This is a genomic window from Brucella gallinifaecis (assembly GCF_006476605.1).
Taxonomy (GTDB): Bacteria; Pseudomonadota; Alphaproteobacteria; order Rhizobiales; family Rhizobiaceae; genus Brucella; species Brucella gallinifaecis.
Genome location: NZ_ML636800.1, coordinates 122515 through 139669 on the forward strand (window position 1 = coordinate 122515; position 17155 = coordinate 139669).

Sequence of the window (17155 nt, forward strand, 5' to 3'; positions counted from 1 at the left end):
AGGATGGAATGAAAGGGAAATTTTTAAGCGTTGCTTTTGCAGCTCTCGCTGCCGGAGCACTTGCTATCGGAACAATGGCCTTTACTGGCATTGCAAACGCGCAGGATAAAAAAGTCACGATCGGTGTATCGATCCCGGCTGCAGATCATGGCTGGACAGCTGGTGTCGTTTATCATGCTGAGCGTGTGGCAAAACTTCTGATGCAGGAGCATCCTGGTCTTAACGTCATCGTCAAGACCTCACCGGATGCAGCCAATCAGGCCAATGCATTGCAGGATCTTGCCGTGCAGGGACTTGACGGGCTTGTCGTATTGCCGACGGATCCCGATCCACTGGTCAATGCGATCAAGGAAATCAAGGATAAGGGTACTTTTGTAGCGCTTGTTGACCGTGCACCGAGCAACAATGACAATTCCATCCGCGATCTTTATATAGCGGGCAACAATCCGGCTCTCGGTCAGGTCGCAGGTGAATATATTGCGAAAAACACCCCTGATGCTCAGGTTGTCGTTATTCGTGGCATGCCTATCCCCATCGATCAGCAGCGCCAGGATGGTTTCGACAAGGGTATTGAAGGCACAAACGTCAAGATTCTTGATCGTCAATATGGCAACTGGAACCGTGATGATGCCTTCCGCGTCATGCAGGACTTCCTGACCAAATATCCGAAGATCGATGTTGTCTGGTGTCAGGATGACGATATGGCGGTTGGTGTGCTGGAAGCTATCAAACAGGCAAACCGCGATGATATCCAGTATGTTATCGGCGGTGCTGGCTCCAAGGACATGATCAAAAAGGTCATGGATGGCGACAAGCTTATGCCTGTTGATGTACTCTATCCGCCTGCAATGGTGTCAACAGCAATGGAACTGGCTGCCAGCCACTTCTATGATCAGGTGCCTGTAAGCGGCGAATATATTCTTGATGCAACCTTGATCACCAAAGACAACGCTGAAGAGTTCTATTTCCCGGATTCTCCGTTTTGATCTTGAAATACGCGCCTGCTTTGTCGGGCGCGTATTTGCTTAAGCAATATAAGTTACAGTTTCATTTGGAGAGTTTTTGATGAAAACGATCAAAGGCCCCGGGATTTTCCTCGGGCAGTTTGCGGGCGATGAAGCACCATTCAATACATGGGAGGGCATTACCAAATGGGCAGCAGAAAAAGGCTATGCTGGCGTACAGGTGCCGACCTGGGCAAGCCAGTTGATCGATCTGAAGAAGGCTTCCGAATCTAAAGATTATTGTGATGAATTTGCCGGTGTTGCGCGTGAAAACGGTGTAGAAGTTACCGAGCTTTCGACGCATTTGCAGGGCCAGCTTATTGCGGTTCATCCAGCCTATGATGAAGCTTTCGACGGCTTTGCTGTGCCGGAAGTGCGCGGCAATCCAAAAGCGCGTCAGGCATGGGCTGTCGAGCAGGTGAAAATGGCCATCCGCGCCTCCCGCAATCTTGGAATTGGCGCACACGCAACCTTCTCAGGTGCCTTAGCTTGGCCGTTTGTCTATCCATGGCCGCAACGCCCTGCCGGTCTGGTCGAGGCTGCCTTTGATGAATTGGCGCGTCGCTGGCTGCCAATCCTTGATCATGCAGAAGAACATGGCGTGGATATCTGCTATGAAATCCATCCGGGTGAAGACCTGCATGATGGTGTGACATTCGAGATGTTTCTTGAGCGTGTGAAGAATCATGCGCGTGCGAATATGCTCTATGATCCATCGCACTACGTGCTGCAATGTCTCGATTATCTCGACAATATCGACATCTATAAAGACCGGATCAGGATGTTTCACGTCAAGGATGCCGAGTTTAATCCGACAGGACGTCAGGGTGTTTATGGCGGCTATCAGGGCTGGGTCAATCGCGCTGGCCGTTTCCGCTCGCTTGGCGATGGCCAGGTCGATTTCGGTGCTGTGTTTTCGAAAATGGCTGCCAATGATTTTGATGGATGGGCTGTTGTCGAATGGGAATGCGCACTCAAACACCCCGAAGACGGTGCGCGTGAGGGGGCCGAATTCGTTAAACATCATATCATTCGCGTGACTGAAAAAGCATTCGATGATTTCGCCGCTGGCGGCACGGATGATGCTGCCAATCGTCGTATGCTGGGATTATAAGGTACTCCAATGACCATTGAAGCAAAAAACAAGGAAACAGCCCATCCTCGCATACGGCTTGGAATGGTTGGCGGTGGTGCAGGCGCGTTTATCGGCGGCGTGCATCGCATGGCATCGCGTCTCGATAATCGCTTTGAGCTGGTGGCAGGCGCACTCTCGTCCTCAGCCGAAAAAGCGCAGGCGTCCGGACGTGAACTTGGACTGGCCGAAGATCGTATTTATTCAAGCTATAAAGAAATGGCGATCCGCGAAGCGCGGCTTAAGAATGGCATTGAAGCAGTAGCGATCGTCACGCCAAATCATGTGCATTATGATGCAGCTAAGGAATTTCTGCGCCGTGGTATTCATGTGATCTGTGACAAGCCCCTGACCTCCACTTTAGCGGATGCAAAGAAGCTTAAGAAAGTGGCCGATGAGAGCGGGGCACTGTTCGTCCTGACTCACAACTACACCGGCTATCCAATGGTGCGTCAGGCCCGCGAAATGATTGCTAATGGCGAACTGGGTGATTTACGTGTTGTTCAGGTAGAATATGCGCAGGATTGGCTCACTGAAGCCGTGGAGGAAACCGGAGCAAAGGGTGCTGTATGGCGCACGGACCCGGCACAATCAGGCCTTGGTGGAGCAACGGGCGATATTGGCACCCATGCCTTTAATCTTGCATCCTTCGTTACCGGCCTGACGCTTGAAAGCCTGGCGGCGGACCTTGACAGTTTTGTTGAAGGCCGTCGCCTTGATGATAATGCGCATGTCATGCTGCGTTTTGCCGGTGGGGCCAAGGGTATGCTCTGGTGCAGTCAGGTGGCACCGGGTAATGAAAATGCGCTGCGTCTTCGTGTTTATGGGACCAAAGGCGGCATTGAATGGGCTCAGGAAGATCCAAACCGGCTGTGGTTCACACCGTTTGGTGAACAAAAGCGGCTGATTACCCGTGGCGGCGCGGGTGTAGGCGCCTCTGCAACACGTGTAACGCGTATCCCGAGCGGCCACCCTGAAGGTTATCTTGAAGCATTCGCAACAATTTACACGGAAGCAGCTAATGCTATTGAGGCCAAACGTGACAATAGAAGTCTCGACAGCGCGGTTATTTATCCAACCGTCGATGATGGCGTCAAAGGCGTTGCATTCATTGATGCCTGTGTCCGATCATCGAACAAAAATGGCGGATGGGTCAACCTGATCTGACCTCAGGAAGGATGCAAATAATTTCGATCAGAGCATTTCCAATGCTTCGCTTTCACTGGGAAATGCTCTAACCAATTACTCTAACAACGCAATCAGCAAGCACTTGGATGTCCTTGATGCCTTGAGGATGGCGGATTGAAATTGTGCAGTCCGATCCACCTTTGATTGTCAGCAAGGTGATCGTTCTGTCGCTCCATTCCATATCTATTACATGCCCACCTCTTACACGAATACCGCTCACACGGCCTTCTGACCATTTTTCCGGCAGTGCAGGCAACAGGCGTATTTCTCCCGGTCTCGATTGTACCAGCATTTCCAGAATCCCGGCCGCACCGCCAAAATTTCCATCAATTTGAAACGGAGGATGTGCATCCATGAGATTTGGATAGGTACGTTCCGGCGATAACAGGAGATTGAGAACTTGCTGCGCCTTTGCACCATTTCCAAGTCGTGCCCATAGATTAAGCCGCCAGCCAATTCCCCAGCCAGTGGCTTCATCGCCGCGACGTTCAAGTGCAACTTGTGCTGCTTTTGCCAGCTCAGCTGTCTCCAGCGGGTCAATTTGCAAACTTGGATACAATGCATAAAGATGTGAAACATGACGATGGTCTTGTTCAGGCGCTTCGACATCCCAGTCTTCCAGCCATTCCTGCAACTGTCCGGCCTGCCCAATACGATCTGCCGGAAGGCGATTGCGAGCAGCCATGACCGCAGAACGCAGATCGACATCACATTCTAACAGAACCGATGCTTCTGCTACTGCGTCAAAAAGATCGCGCAGAATCTGTCGGTCCATGGCGGGACCTGCGCATAGCGACGAACCAAAGGGGTGGGAGTTTTCTGGAGAAAGGGATGGACAGGTAACGAGATAGTCACTTCCAGGTAAAGTAATTAATGTGTCTAAAGCAAATTCTGCCGCACCTTTGAGGATCGGGTAGATGCGTGAAAGAAGTTTCAGGTTGGGGTTAAAGCGGTAGTGATCATAAAGCTGAACGCTCAGCCATGCACCACCCATTGGCCAAAGTCCCCAATGTGGTCCATCGATTGGGCCAGTAGCACGCCACAGATCCGTGTTATGATGCAGAACAAAACCGCGTGCTCCATAGTGAACGCGAGCCATTTCTTGGCCTGTTTGCGCAATATCCTCCATCATTTCCAGAAGCGGTAGAAATGTTTCAGAGAGATTTGCAGGATCGGCTAGCCAGTAGTTCATCTCTGTATTGATATTGACAGTATATTTGCTGTTCCAGGCTGGCAGAATGTCTTCATTCCAGATGCCCTGCAAGTTAGCCGGCTGCGTACCCGGGCGCGAGCACGAAATTCCAAGATATCGCCCATATTGAACGTAAAGCGCTGCGAGGGAAGGATCATCGCCCTGCATATAATTAGCGATACGCTTGTCTGTTGTCAGCGCAGGCTCTGCCCTGGTAGATAATGAAATGGACATCGTATCAAACAGACGTTTGTGTTCGGCTATATGCGCTGCCAGCAGGGTATCATAGGGTATTTTTGCAGCGGCATCGAGCCGTGCCAGCACATCGGCTTGCGGGTTTCCGCTGACATCGTCATAACGTCGGAAGTTGGTGCCTGCATCTATGAGCAAAATAACACTATCGGCTTCCAGCACACGAACGGTTTCCGGGCCGGTATCGATTAGCCCGCCATCCGCTAACACTCTAACCCGGAACGCAAAATTCAGTGCACCTTGAATACCGTTTTGCCGACGGTTATGCCCATCATAACCAAGCGTCGCATTCACAACATCGACAGGTTCACCATTTTGTGGACTGCTTAGCAGAACACTCATCGATAAAGCACCCGGGCGATCGGCACTAAGACGGCACACCAGCACATTATGAATAGCGGTGGCAAAAACTTCGCGTCGAAACGTTATTCCCTGGCATTGATATTGCGTTTCAGCAACCGCTGTACTGAGATCAAGTTTACGGCGATAACCAGTAATGTTCATATCGTGATGCATACTGAAACGAACATCGCCGATTGGCTGATATGATGTCTGAAGGTCGGGATCAGCCATCGCGCTCTGAGTGGCCAGGCGCTCGGCATCTTGATATTTACCTTCAAGGATCAGGCGCCGAACTTCTGGCAGCGTTTCAGATGCTGAATGATTGACGGGCTGGTAAGGGCCACCATTCCAGAAAGTGCTTTCGTTGATCTGAAGCCGTTCACTCCAGTCACCACCAAACACCATGGCCCCCAGCCTGCCATTGCCAACGGGCAGGGCCTCCGTCCATATGGCAGCGGGGCGATCATACCATAGCTGGTTGGCTGTCATTGATAGAATTCCTTGCGAAAAATAAGAGGATTAAGCAACACATCTCATCTTGCCTATCGTTCTCATGCGTCTGTGATGAGGGTGTTAAGCGCGGAAAACGGGCATAAGACGTGGCAATGTCGGCTGTGATATCGAGTGTCAGCGTAGGCGGGCACCGGATTGGGGATCAAAAAGGAAAGCTTTTTCAGGCTCAAATCCAGTTTGAATGATATCTCCTGCGTTGACTGTGCGGTTGTCGCCAAGATTGACAGTCAATGCTTCATCACGGCTGATGCCTGCATAACCGTAAGAGCTGCCGCCCAGACTTTCAACGACATCAATCCTGATTGGAAAGCTGGTTTCAGCATCAGTTGAAAAATGTTCCGGGCGAATGCCGATCGTAACGGGGCTGCCTGCCTTGACGGGCGCATTGACTGGCATTTTGAGTTCAACATTGTCGAATTCATCAAGACGGATTGTGACATGGTTCTGTGCTTTTGCGATAATATGGCCGGGCAGAAAGTTCATGCGTGGCGAGCCAATGAAACCAGCCACAAACATGTTGTCTGGATCATCATAGAGCTGCATGGGTGAGCCGGATTGTTCGACGCGGCCAGCTCTTAGAACCACGATCCGGTCGGCAAGTGTCATCGCTTCCACCTGATCATGCGTTACATAGATCATGGTTGAAGACAGTGATCTGTGCAGTTCTGCAATTTCCAGTCGCATCTTGACACGTAACTCGGCATCCAGATTGGACAAAGGTTCATCGAACAGAAATACAGAAGGATCCCGGACGATCGAGCGGCCAATAGCAACGCGTTGGCGCTGCCCGCCGGAAAGCGCTGCAGGTTTGCGGTCCAGCAAAGATTCTATACGCAGGCGCTTCGCCGCATTGTTAACACGCTCGGTGATTTCAGCCCGCTTCATGTTTGCCATGCGTAACGGAAATCCGATATTATCGCGGACGCTCATATGCGGATATAATGCATAATTCTGAAACACCATGGCCACACCGCGTTCCGTTGGCGTGGCATCATTGATGCGGCGGCCATCGATGCATATGTCACCTTTGGTGATTGGCTCAAGCCCTGCGATCATGCGCAGCAGGGTTGACTTGCCGCAACCAGACGGACCAACGAAAACCGTCAGCGAGCCGTCATCAAGGGCAAGGTCAACACTGTCAATGACCTTAACAGTTCCATATTGTTTTCCTACACTCTTCAGCTCAACCGTAGCCATATTTTTCTCCTCTGATCACCCTCTGGATGAATATGCCCTTCATTCCTGATTACGGGCTATTGGCTTACCGCTTGAACCACGCAGAATGATATCGCAGTCGAGTGTTCGGGATCGTATGTCCGGTACATCGCCTCCCAGTAAGCGTGACATGACGTAGGATTTAATCGAATTGGCAATCTGGGGGACAGGCTGTGCTACAGCCGTGACGCCGCCATCATAAAGACGAAACAATTCGACATCATCGAAACTGACAATCGCCAGGTCATCAGGTGTTGATAATCGATGCTCGCGCATCCATTCCAAAACCCCCATAGTCATCTGGTAGTTGGCGCAATAGACCGCAGTTGGTGGTTCTGAAAGAGACATAAGTGTCTGTACGGCGTCGTAGCCGCTTTCCAAAGACCAGTTGCTTTGTTGCAGATATTCTCCGCGCAATGCGATACCATGCGCTTGCAGCGCCCGTTCATATCCTTCCCGGCGTTGAACACCTGATGAATCTGTGGATGCACCACTTATATGAGCAATCCTTTTATGCCCTGTTTCAATCAGGTGGCTAACTGCCCGGAAACTTGCATTCGCATTATCAACGAACACGCGATCAACTTTTGGTCCTGCTACATCATTATTATAAATGACGACTGGAATGTTCAGGTCGATTAGATGTGCAACGGATTGTGCAGCATCCGGTGAGCCGGCCATAATGAGTGCGTCAATCCGCTGGCCTGCAAAAAAGTCTATTGCATTTCGTAAAAGTCCGGCATCGCTATCGTGGCAATAGGTGATTATCGAGCAGTTTTCCTGACGGAAGACGCGAACAAGATGATTGAGCAATTCCGCATGAAATTCATCAAAAACCGGTACCAGCAAGCCAATCAAACCAGTCCGTACATTTTTCATGGCGGCGGCGATAGCATTGCGCTGAAAGCCCAGTGTTTCAATGGCGCGTTCTATTTCCTGCCGGTTGGATTTGCGAATTTCCATATTATTCAAATAACGTGACACAGTGCCAACAGCGACGCCAGCCAACTCGGCTACATCATTTATTGTTGCGCGTTTTTTACGTTCGTCAGATGCCATATGCCTGCTTCCACAATTGTCGTTCTGCTTCATTCTTTGCCGCCTGAGCGGTTTTTAGCATCAGCGTTAAAAAACTTCTGGAATAGGATGAACACAACCAGCGGAACAGCCATGGTAACAATTGCAGCAACAGATTGTTGATCAAGATTAGGTTCAAAAGAACCAGCAATGCGTGCCAGCAAAACCGTCAGCGGTATTTCTGTTCGAAGATAGAGCATAGGCAGCAGCATCGAATTCCAGCACCAGAGGAATTGAAGAATGCCAACTGTTGCCAGCGGAGTAATCGAATTGGGCAACACAACATGAAAGAATGTGCCAATGGGCGAGCATCCATCGACCTTTGCAGCTTCTACAAGCTCTTTGGGAAATTCCTGCATAAAGCTTTGAACGAGGAAAATCGACCAGGCAAAAGACAGGCCAACGAATGGGATGAGCACAGCCCAGACATTATCAATCATGCCAAGTTCGCGCCATAGCGTAAAAAGCGGTATGATGACGACCTGTTGCGGTAGAACAAATGAATTCACGATGAGCAGCAGCAACAAACGCCGCCCTGGGAAGCGTAAAAACTGAAAGGCATAAGCCGCAGCCGGTGCAAGAAGCAGAGTGAGCACTGTCGCAAGGCCAGTCAGTTTAAGAGACGACCAAAAGGCCGAGGCAAGTGGATATTTTGTCCATACCGTATGCCAGGCATCAAACGTGAAACGAACGTTATGAAGCGACCACCAGCCGCCCGCTGCGATGTCAGCCGCGGGGCGTAACGAAGTCATCACCAGACCGATCACCGGAATTATCCAAAGGAATGCCATTGTGCCAACAAGAAGTGGCACCCACCAGGGAGCACGTATATTCATTTCGCCTCTCTGGTGCGCTGACGCACTAATGGAATGGAAACGAAGAGTACTGAAGCCAGCAAGATTACGGTTGCCGCTGCACCATAACCGAGTTTGAACTGCATCATTGACTCACGGAACATAAAATAGCCCACGGTTTCAGTCGAGCGGACGGGGCCGCCTCCGGTGAGGACGAAGATCATATCGAAGGCTCTCAGAGAGCCTAGCAGATTAATGAATATTGCAACCTTGAGACCGGGCATCGAGAGAGGCAATATGATATGACGCATCATTGAGACCGGTTTGGCGCCATCAATATATGCCGCTTCCAGAACGCTTTTCGATATTGTCTGAATGGATGCAAAACACGTCATGAGTGGCAGACCGACCTGTGTCCAGGCATAGGCAACAATCACGCCACCCAGTGCGGTCGATACGTCTCCCAGCCAGGCACGTGTCAGTGTTTCAAGCCCGATGGCGTTCAGGATTGCATTCAGCATTCCACTTTCGCCGGGACGATATATACCAAGCCAGATGAAACCACTTACAGCCTCAGCGATCCCGTAGGTCATGAAGATCATGACCCGGAATGGTAACGTTATCCGCGGTGCAAGCGAACACATCACAGCCAGTCCCCAGCCAATGCCCACTGAAAGGACCGTGGTCGCCACGGTCCAGATCAGTGTCGTCCATAAAGCCATACGAAAGCTGGCATCTCCGGCGAGCATCACATAGTTCTTCAACCCTGCCCATTTTGCAGGTGACAAACCACGAATCTCATAAAAGGAAAGACGTATGGTTTCAAAAAGCGGGTAGACTACCGCCCATGTGAACAGGATGACTACAGGCGCGAGAAGGATAAAGGCTGCCCCTCTCTCCGTGTGCAGGATGTGCCTGATCCTGCTGCTCCACGGTTTAACGGTCAAGGCGCTCATCAATACAGCCCTTTAGCCTTTTCTTCGATTGCTGCCGTTACGATATCAATATTGGCATCACTCGGGTCCTGAAGAAAGCGCTGCAATTGAACACGATATTCGTCACCAAGATCACCCGGCAGGCTGTCGCCCAGCACAAAAGCCGCTTCGGCACCAGACACAAAGCTATTGGAGGCCTGCACTGCGGGAAGATATAGTGTTGTGTCCGTGGCCTTGGACGGAGATGCCAGTCCTGCCTTGGCAATAATTGCGCTGCCTTCTTCGCTGAGTGTAAAATCTATGAAAGCATCGGCAGTTTCAGGATTGCTTCCGGTAGAAAGCGAAACAAATTCCTTGGCATCTACGCTGGTGGCATTGTCGTGACCAAGCCCCATGGCCGGGAATTGGAACAACCCATATTGCGAAGGATCCAGCTTATAAATAGAATCTGCACGGTTAGAGACCCACATTCCCATCTGGAACATGCCGCCCGTACCTTCTTTTAGCACTTTATCGGCAGCATTATCCCATTCCATGCCCAGCATGGTAGAAACATCGCCGCAACAACCAGCATCCAGCAATTCACGCCATTTACGCAATGCGGCCTTTACGTTCTCGTCGGTCCAGGGCACTTCATGCGCGGCTAGTTTTTTAGAAAAATCTGCACCGGCTTGACGCAAAAGAAGTGTTTCAAAAACCTCTGCATGTGCCCAGAATTTGGCTGGGATTACCCATGCTGTGACGCCAGAGGCATTGAGCTTTTGAATCGAATCCAGAAGTCCGGCCCAATCTTGCGGAACATTTTCAATGCCAGCTTTTTTGAAAGTCTCTTTATTGTACCAAAGTCCGCTACGATCGCCATACGAGAAGGTTATACCGTAAAGATCTCCTGAGACTGTACCGAGATCTTTCCAGGTGGAATCCAGTTTATCATTCCATTTCATAGCGTCATATGACTTGCTCATAGGGCGCAATAAACCAGCATCAACAAGCTCAGAACGGAATGAAGGCCAGGTATTCACCATCAGGTCAGCGCTTTCACCGCCCAATAAAGCTGTCCGCAGGCCGCCTCTGGGATCGCCGGACCATGTAACCGGAATTTCTTTTACCGTAACATCCGGGTATTTTTCCGTGAAGGCTTTCTGAAGTGCACGAACCGTATCGAGATCTGAGCCAGACATCCATTGAAGAATGACAAGTTCACCTTCCGGCTGAGCATGTGCAGCAACCGAACTTGCAAGCAAGATCGCCAAACTGCTCGCTATCAGATTTTTACCGCGCGGATTAGCAGACAAACTGCGGACTACGCTGCTTATATTCATCGGGTTCCTCCTCCCATGAGCTATTTATATAATGTATTTATCTAAAATGAAACGTTGTCAACTAAATTGAATATTCTGGAGAAGAGAAATTTCTGCAAGCAGGTTTTTTTGATAATATCAGGGGCGATCCGCCTTTCAGACATGTCAGGATGTGATCAAACTCAGCGGCGAATATATTGATGACCTCTAGGGTCCTGACCCTAAGATACTCGCTAGAATCATTCTGCTTTCAGTTATAAATCGCCGGTTTGGTGCGAAGCACTAGATTGATAATCAGCCTTGGAAGCTTCCCATTAATTATGGGCAGGGCTATTCAATGCTTGTCACACTTGTCCCCAAGGATAATCGTGTATAGCTTGAGATAAACATTCATAAAAAGAGGAAGTTTATGAGCCTGGAATCGGTCAAGGCGTTCTTTGCTGATAAAGCACCGGATATTGAGGTTATCATATTGCCAACCAGTACCGCGACTGTTGCGCTTGCGGCTGAAGCGCATGGTGTAGAGCCGGGGCAAATTGCCAAGACATTATCCTTTACATCTAAAGGTCAGACCATTCTTGTGGTAACGCGCGGCGATGCGCGTATTGATAATCGTAAATTTAAAGATAAGTTTGGAAGCAAACCACGTATGCTGGATGCTACGAGCGTCCTGAATGAAACCAGCCACCCTGTTGGAGGTGTGTGCCCATTTGGTTTGCCTGCGGCTCTGCCTGTCTATTGTGACGTATCACTTCAAGCCTTTGATGAAGTTGTACCTGCGGCAGGTGCAACGAACAGCGCAGTAAAAATCGCTCCGCAACGGATGGCCGAACTCGCTTCTGCTGAATGGATCGATGTTTGCCAGCAAGCCGATAAAGGCTAGACATCCAGGGGCAGGACCTAAAACTTTTCACGCTTAAGATGCAAAGATGAAAATGCTCAATCTGTGCGTTTTGGAGGTATCTTTTCAAAAGCCCATTACTATTTTTTCTGAATGCGTACCGTTTTTAATGTCATATTGAAAAGAAGCGTTTTTTCCCTTTAAAGATGATTAATTTTGTCATATACTTAAGAATAATTCTAAAAAAGAATCGAACTAAACGCACGCGCCTGGCACATATCGTCTAAATAGCCGTATTCATTCGGACTATTGGAGATTGTGGTGTAATAAAAGCAAAGCTTTTTGATAGGACAGTCCAGTCTGAAAGCTAGAGGATGTGCTGAAAGGAATAATAAATGCGTCTTACTCGTCAGACGAATTATGCCATTCGCATGCTTATGTATTGTGCCGCTAATGACGGCAAACTGAGCCGCGTTCCTGAAATTGCTCGCGCTTATGGCGTATCAGAGCTCTTTCTGTTTAAGATTTTGCAGCCATTGGTCGAGCATCAACTTGTCGAGACTGTCCGTGGGCGCAATGGCGGTGTTCGCCTGGGACGCGCTGCCAAGGATATTTCATTATTTGATGTTGTCCGCGTAACAGAAGAAAATTTCTCCATGGCTGAATGCTTCGAAAACGATGCAACAGAGTGCCCATTGGTTGATAGCTGTGGTCTTAATTCTGCTCTGCGCGAAGCGCTCAATGCATTCTTCGGTGTCTTGATGAAATATAGCATCGCCGATTTGGTTAAGTCCCGGACGAATGTTCGTACGCTGCTAGGGCTTGATGAAGATATTGAAATAGAACGCGTCGCCAGCTGACAAGCTGATGATTTATAAATTGGTGAAAGGTTGAAAACAAACAGGTTTTCAACCTTTTTTCTTTCGTCATATACTCAAAGCGATGCGGCAAAAGCCGATTGGGGCAGCACAAATGGGACGCCTTTTGCAGGTGGAATACCGACCCGCAAACTGCATTCATAAACCCGCTCAAGCCGTTCATCAGTCAAAGCATCTTGCGGTGTGCCAATTGTATCTAGTCTGCCTTTGTGCATGACAGCTATACTATCTGCAAACATGGCTGTCAGGTTCAAATCGTGAAGAATGGCAATGACCCCGCCACCTGCCGCTGCAAAATCCCGTGCAATTTCCATCACAGCAATCTGATGTTTTATGTCGAGACTGGAAATCGGCTCATCAAGAAACAGATAGCGTGGTTTTCCATCTACAACAGGCTTCCAGACCTGGCATAAAACGCGAGCCAGCTGTACCCGCTGTTGCTCGCCGCCGGACAATTCCTGATAAAGTCTGCCGCTAAAACCAGCGAGATCAACCTTCTCCAATGCAAGATCAGGCAGTCTTTCCTGCTCTTCACCTGTTACGCCACTAAATCCACCCGTCAAACCGATATGGACAATCTCACGAACCGTAAATGGAAATGACAACGCACTGGCTTGCGGAAGCACAGCACGACGTGCCGCCATGCGCCATGGCTTGATGCTGCTGAAATCTTCACCATCGAGATATGCTGAGCCAGTATAAGCAATATCTCCAGAAAGTGCGCGCAACAATGTTGTTTTACCAGAGCCATTAGGACCGACAATTGCCGTAACTTCACCCGGGCGTGCAATGAAGTTGATATTCTCGAGAATGGACTTGCTGCCGATGGATACGTTTAAATTTGTGGTTTTAATCATCACGGCCTCATAGATCCAGAACGCCGCGCTGACGCAGCAATATCCAGAGGAAAAAGGGAGCACCACAGGCGGCGGTGATAATGCCAATTGGCAGTTCCGCAGGTGCAACAATGGTTCGGCTGACGGCATCTGCCAGCAAAAGTATAATCGCGCCAAGCAATGCTGCCGAAGGCAATAAATAACGATGGTCCGGGCCGATACTCAAGCGCAGCATGTGCGGCACGACAATACCGATAAAGCCAATACCGCCCGATATCGCAACTGTCGCCCCCGTTGCAGCAGCAACGGTTACTATCGCAACATTCTTGATACGCTGAACAGGAATACCGAGATGCCCGGCCGCTGCCTCGCCCAGCGCAAGCGCGTTAAGACCACGTGCCAGAAATGGTGTTGCAAGAAGGACAACCGCAATAATCGGCCCAGCCGTGCCGATCTTTCCCCATGTTGCACCGGCAAGCGATCCAAGCCCCCAGAAGGTCAGATCGCGCAATTGACGATCATCAGAAATATAAATGAGAGTGCCTGTGGCAGCTCCCGCCAATGCACCAAGCGCGATACCAGCCAGCAACATGGTTGCAACTGATGTACGACCACGCCGTGTTGCCACACGATAAAGAACAAGCGTTGTAATAAGGCCGCCAATGAATGCAGCCAGAGGCAATGCATATAATCCAAGCAAAACATAAAGTGGCGCAAATGCTGTTCCCCCCAGAACGATCATGGAAACAGCACCAAGACTTGCACCCGCAGAAACACCAACCAGTCCCGGATCAGCAAGCGGATTACGGAAAAGCCCCTGCATCACAGCGCCCGACACTGCGAGTGAGGCACCCACCAATATGCCGACAATAATGCGGGGCAGGCGGATTTCCATAATGATAAGGTGATCACGCCGAAATGCTTCTGCACCTTCCTGTGAGCCAAGAACATATTCACGCAATACAGTCAAAACAGATGCGTCAGACGCACCCGCAGTAAGACTGAAAAGCGCTGTCACACACAGAGCTATTGCCAGAATTACAATAGCAAGACGTGCTCGGGCAGAGCGATCACCAACATGTTTTACTGCTGCTTGATCAGGCGCGACAAAGCTTCCGGGTTTTACCGCATGATCATGGCTGGTCATGTATATATGTCCTTATTATGCATCTGTGCGGCATGCTTTTGTATCTGCAATCACGGTAGGCACAGATTTTAGTTTGCAGCCTGTGTGCCGTATAGTTTTTCAGACAGTTCACGGCTGGCTGCGCCAGTCCGCGGACCGAAACCAAGCAGATAGAGCGAATCCATCTGAACAATATTACCGCTGCGGCCAGCAGGAGAATTCGCCAAAACAGGGTTCTTGAAAAGGTCTTCTATCTGAACGCTATCCTTGCCGATATTCATCGTCAAAATCATATCGGGCGCAGCTTTTTCAATGGCTTCAACAGTCAACTGCTTATAGCCCTGATAAGAGTCGATGGCATTCACACCACCTGCGAGGCTTATGATACCATCTGCACCCGTGCCAGTACCGGACGCCATAATACGTCCGTCGCGTACACCCATGATAAAAAGCACACGTTTACGAGGGTTTTGAGTGGCTGAAATGCTCGCAGCCACTTCAAGATCACGCGATACATTTGTTGCAAGTTCTTTGGCTTTGTCTTCAAGACCAAAAGCGTGACCAATGGCTTCAATCTTTGCAATCACGCCATCGCCCGTATAGGATTCAGGGATCATGACAATCGGAACCGATGCTTTTTTCAGAACTTCCAGAGTTTCTGGTGGGCCACTGCCTTCTGACATTAAAATGCCAGTCGGATTGATCGAAAGTACGCCTTCCGGCGATAAACGGCGCATATAACCTATATCAACAAGTTCATGAACCTGCTCTGGATATGTGCTTGTCTGATCCCGTGCAACAAGCATATCACCAGCGCCAAGCGCATAAACGATCTCTGTTATCGCACCGCCAACGGATACAATCCGGGATGTATCAGTAAATTTCTCGACCGTATCCGCTTTTGCAAATCCACTCAAAGCAACGGTAGTAACCAGAACGGCCAAAGCCATATAACGGCTAATGATTGTCATATCTTACACCCTTCATGCCTGTTTCAGAAATAATCATCCCTGAAACAGGCATTGAAACGAAGGCCGAGGCCTTTTTATATTCAAGCGGCAGTAGATTGTGGCAAACGCGGCAGATTTTCTGCAATCATGCGCCAGTCAGCAAGCTCCGCATCGCCTTCATGGCGTTCACCAAAGAACTGGATAATCATCTCACCCTTGGCATCATAGACCTCAAGCGAAGTAACGTGGCCGTCCTTGGTAGGCTTGCGAACAACCCATGCATCGGCAATGTGATCGGCACGCAGATGCAAATGGAATGTCGGATCAAGCACATTAAGCCAAGGACCCATCATCTTGATTTCAGCAATTTTGCCTGTATGGATCTGAATGCAACCACGGCTTCCAACAAAGCACATGATGGGGATTTGTTCCTGCACGACATGGTTCATCATGGCCTCGACTGCCGACAGATCAACCCGCCAAGCAAAATCCTGACCGGCCAGATGCACGGCCTGATGTCGATCAACACCAAAATCTTTCAAAAGACCAACAAACTGATGCACATCGGTAAGCGCACCCCAGCGCTCCCGGAACGCTTCGCCATCAATCGTTGAAACATCCGCTTTTTCCACTTTGGTAGCGAAAGGCTTTGTTTCGATTGCAGATGTCTGATCATCCAGCAGCAAATCAGAAACAAGCTCTTCATAAGCTTCCAGATTGGATGAAGGGCGAAGATGAATTTTATGAACCGCTTCACCTGACGCATCAAAAAACTGCAGGCTGCGCCGAATATGTTCACCATCCTGCTTAGCAACAGCAAAACCATGCACCCAGTGCTTCGGGAAAATGCGAAGATCGATTTCCTTGCCGAGCGTCAATGACGCATGCGGACCCCATATCGTTTTCTCGAAAGGGCCGATTTTTTCATGCACAGCGCTTTCATTGCGCGTAAGCGCCATGACTTCACCAAGTGATGGCGCATGTTTGAGCAATGTTTCTACATCTGCGCGAATACGACGGGCAGAGAGTGAGCTTTCAGCATCTGCACCTGTATATGCCGCAATATAATCGGCTTCTGATATCCCGAGGCTTTGAGCAAAATCACGTTCGCGCATTTTCGGGTTATCTGCCCGTGCCTTGAGTATTTGCTCTGGGGAGGGCTTGGTCTGGGTCGTCATTTCTATTTGCCTACTTGTTAAGAATGAGCTTGCCTTGACGGGTAATCTTCAAACGATAGAGAGAGCCGCCATGCTCTATCGCCACTTCACGGGAGCCGTTGAAAAGTTCACGGCTGCCATATGTCTTGAGTTGCGTTTCATAAGGCTGTTCAGGAGTGTGCGACTTAACCGGGCCTGTCGTTTCTAAACGCGACTGGATTTCAGGCATGCGGCTTAAGACGCGCTCACGCGGCAACTGCACCTGCATGTCGATATGGATTCGCCTGTTCATTTCACTGCCTTTGCACCAGTAATGGAGCCATTTTTGTTGACCGAGCCGATCCCAACAATTCATTAGTTGACATAAACGATCATGTTTAATAATCACTGCCTTACTGGATTAATTGAGTCAAGTTTAAATC

Annotated in this window: 16 protein-coding genes; 5 read left to right on the forward strand and 11 right to left on the reverse strand. The window is 49.7% G+C overall.

The features are described 5' to 3' along the window. Positions 1–8: 8 nt before the first annotated feature. The 3 genes from FHY56_RS00555 to FHY56_RS00565 all read left to right on the forward strand — a co-directional run bounded on the left by FHY56_RS00555 (position 9) and on the right by FHY56_RS00565 (position 3303). Positions 9–986 (forward strand): substrate-binding domain-containing protein, encoded by a 978-nt coding sequence (locus FHY56_RS00555; protein ID WP_140903236.1) that lies wholly within the window; start codon positions 9–11, stop codon positions 984–986. Positions 987–1065: 79 nt separating this feature from the next. Further along, on the forward strand, positions 1066–2118 hold the full coding sequence (locus tag FHY56_RS00560; protein WP_140903237.1) for a sugar phosphate isomerase/epimerase family protein: 1053 nt from the start codon (positions 1066–1068) through the stop codon (positions 2116–2118). A 9-nt stretch (positions 2119–2127) separates the two neighbouring features. Beyond that, positions 2128–3303 carry a Gfo/Idh/MocA family protein gene (locus FHY56_RS00565; RefSeq protein WP_140903238.1) on the forward strand — a complete coding sequence of 392 codons (1176 nt, stop codon included), beginning with the start codon at positions 2128–2130 and terminating at the stop codon, positions 3301–3303. Between the two features lie 67 nt (positions 3304–3370). Here FHY56_RS00565 and FHY56_RS00570 read toward each other — a convergent pair whose 3' ends face one another. The 6 genes from FHY56_RS00570 to FHY56_RS00595 form a co-directional block, all read right to left on the reverse strand. After that, positions 3371–5599, reverse strand: coding sequence for a glycoside hydrolase family 95 protein (locus FHY56_RS00570; protein ID WP_140903239.1), 2229 nt, complete (start codon positions 5597–5599; stop codon positions 3371–3373). 138 nt (positions 5600–5737) lie between these two features. Further along, positions 5738–6820, reverse strand: a complete 1083-nt coding sequence (locus FHY56_RS00575) for an ABC transporter ATP-binding protein (protein ID WP_140903240.1) — start codon at positions 6818–6820, stop codon at positions 5738–5740. 39 nt (positions 6821–6859) lie between these two features. Beyond that, positions 6860–7930: a LacI family DNA-binding transcriptional regulator gene (locus FHY56_RS00580; protein ID WP_235889388.1), complete on the reverse strand. Its 1071-nt coding sequence runs from the start codon at positions 7928–7930 to the stop codon at positions 6860–6862. Then, on the reverse strand, positions 7927–8751 hold the full coding sequence (locus tag FHY56_RS00585; protein WP_140903241.1) for a carbohydrate ABC transporter permease: 825 nt from the start codon (positions 8749–8751) through the stop codon (positions 7927–7929). Before FHY56_RS00585 ends, FHY56_RS00580 begins: the two co-directional genes overlap by 4 nt. Beyond that, positions 8748–9665, reverse strand: coding sequence for a carbohydrate ABC transporter permease (locus tag FHY56_RS00590; protein ID WP_140903242.1), 918 nt, complete (start codon positions 9663–9665; stop codon positions 8748–8750). Before FHY56_RS00590 ends, FHY56_RS00585 begins: the two co-directional genes overlap by 4 nt. Beyond that, complete coding sequence (locus FHY56_RS00595; protein ID WP_140903243.1) at positions 9665–10966, reverse strand: ABC transporter substrate-binding protein; 1302 nt, start codon at positions 10964–10966, stop codon at positions 9665–9667. The genes FHY56_RS00590 and FHY56_RS00595 overlap by 1 nt, the downstream gene beginning before the upstream one ends. Positions 10967–11354: 388 nt before the next feature. Here FHY56_RS00595 and FHY56_RS00600 point away from each other — a divergent pair, with 388 nt between their 5' ends. Further along, positions 11355–11828, forward strand: coding sequence for a YbaK/EbsC family protein (locus FHY56_RS00600; RefSeq protein WP_140903244.1), 474 nt, complete (start codon positions 11355–11357; stop codon positions 11826–11828). A gap of 353 nt (positions 11829–12181) precedes the next feature. Continuing rightward, positions 12182–12646 (forward strand): iron-responsive transcriptional regulator RirA, encoded by a 465-nt coding sequence (gene rirA, locus FHY56_RS00605; protein WP_140903245.1) that lies wholly within the window; start codon positions 12182–12184, stop codon positions 12644–12646. A 74-nt stretch (positions 12647–12720) separates the two neighbouring features. Here rirA and FHY56_RS00610 read toward each other — a convergent pair whose 3' ends face one another. The 5 genes from FHY56_RS00610 to hemP form a co-directional block, all read right to left on the reverse strand. After that, positions 12721–13521, reverse strand: a complete 801-nt coding sequence (locus tag FHY56_RS00610) for a heme ABC transporter ATP-binding protein (protein WP_140903246.1) — start codon at positions 13519–13521, stop codon at positions 12721–12723. A gap of 7 nt (positions 13522–13528) precedes the next feature. Then, positions 13529–14647 carry a FecCD family ABC transporter permease gene (locus tag FHY56_RS00615; protein WP_140903247.1) on the reverse strand — a complete coding sequence of 373 codons (1119 nt, stop codon included), beginning with the start codon at positions 14645–14647 and terminating at the stop codon, positions 13529–13531. A 68-nt stretch (positions 14648–14715) separates the two neighbouring features. Further along, positions 14716–15597: a heme/hemin ABC transporter substrate-binding protein gene (locus FHY56_RS00620; protein WP_140903248.1), complete on the reverse strand. Its 882-nt coding sequence runs from the start codon at positions 15595–15597 to the stop codon at positions 14716–14718. 80 nt (positions 15598–15677) lie between these two features. Next, entirely contained in the window at positions 15678–16754 is a 1077-nt protein-coding gene (locus FHY56_RS00625) for a hemin-degrading factor (RefSeq protein WP_140903249.1), read from the reverse strand. Positions 16755–16764: 10 nt separating this feature from the next. Further along, the gene (gene hemP / locus FHY56_RS00630) at positions 16765–17025 is read right to left on the reverse strand and encodes a hemin uptake protein HemP (RefSeq protein ID WP_140903250.1); all 261 of its coding nucleotides are present in this window, start codon (positions 17023–17025) and stop codon (positions 16765–16767) included. Positions 17026–17155 lie beyond the last annotated feature (130 nt).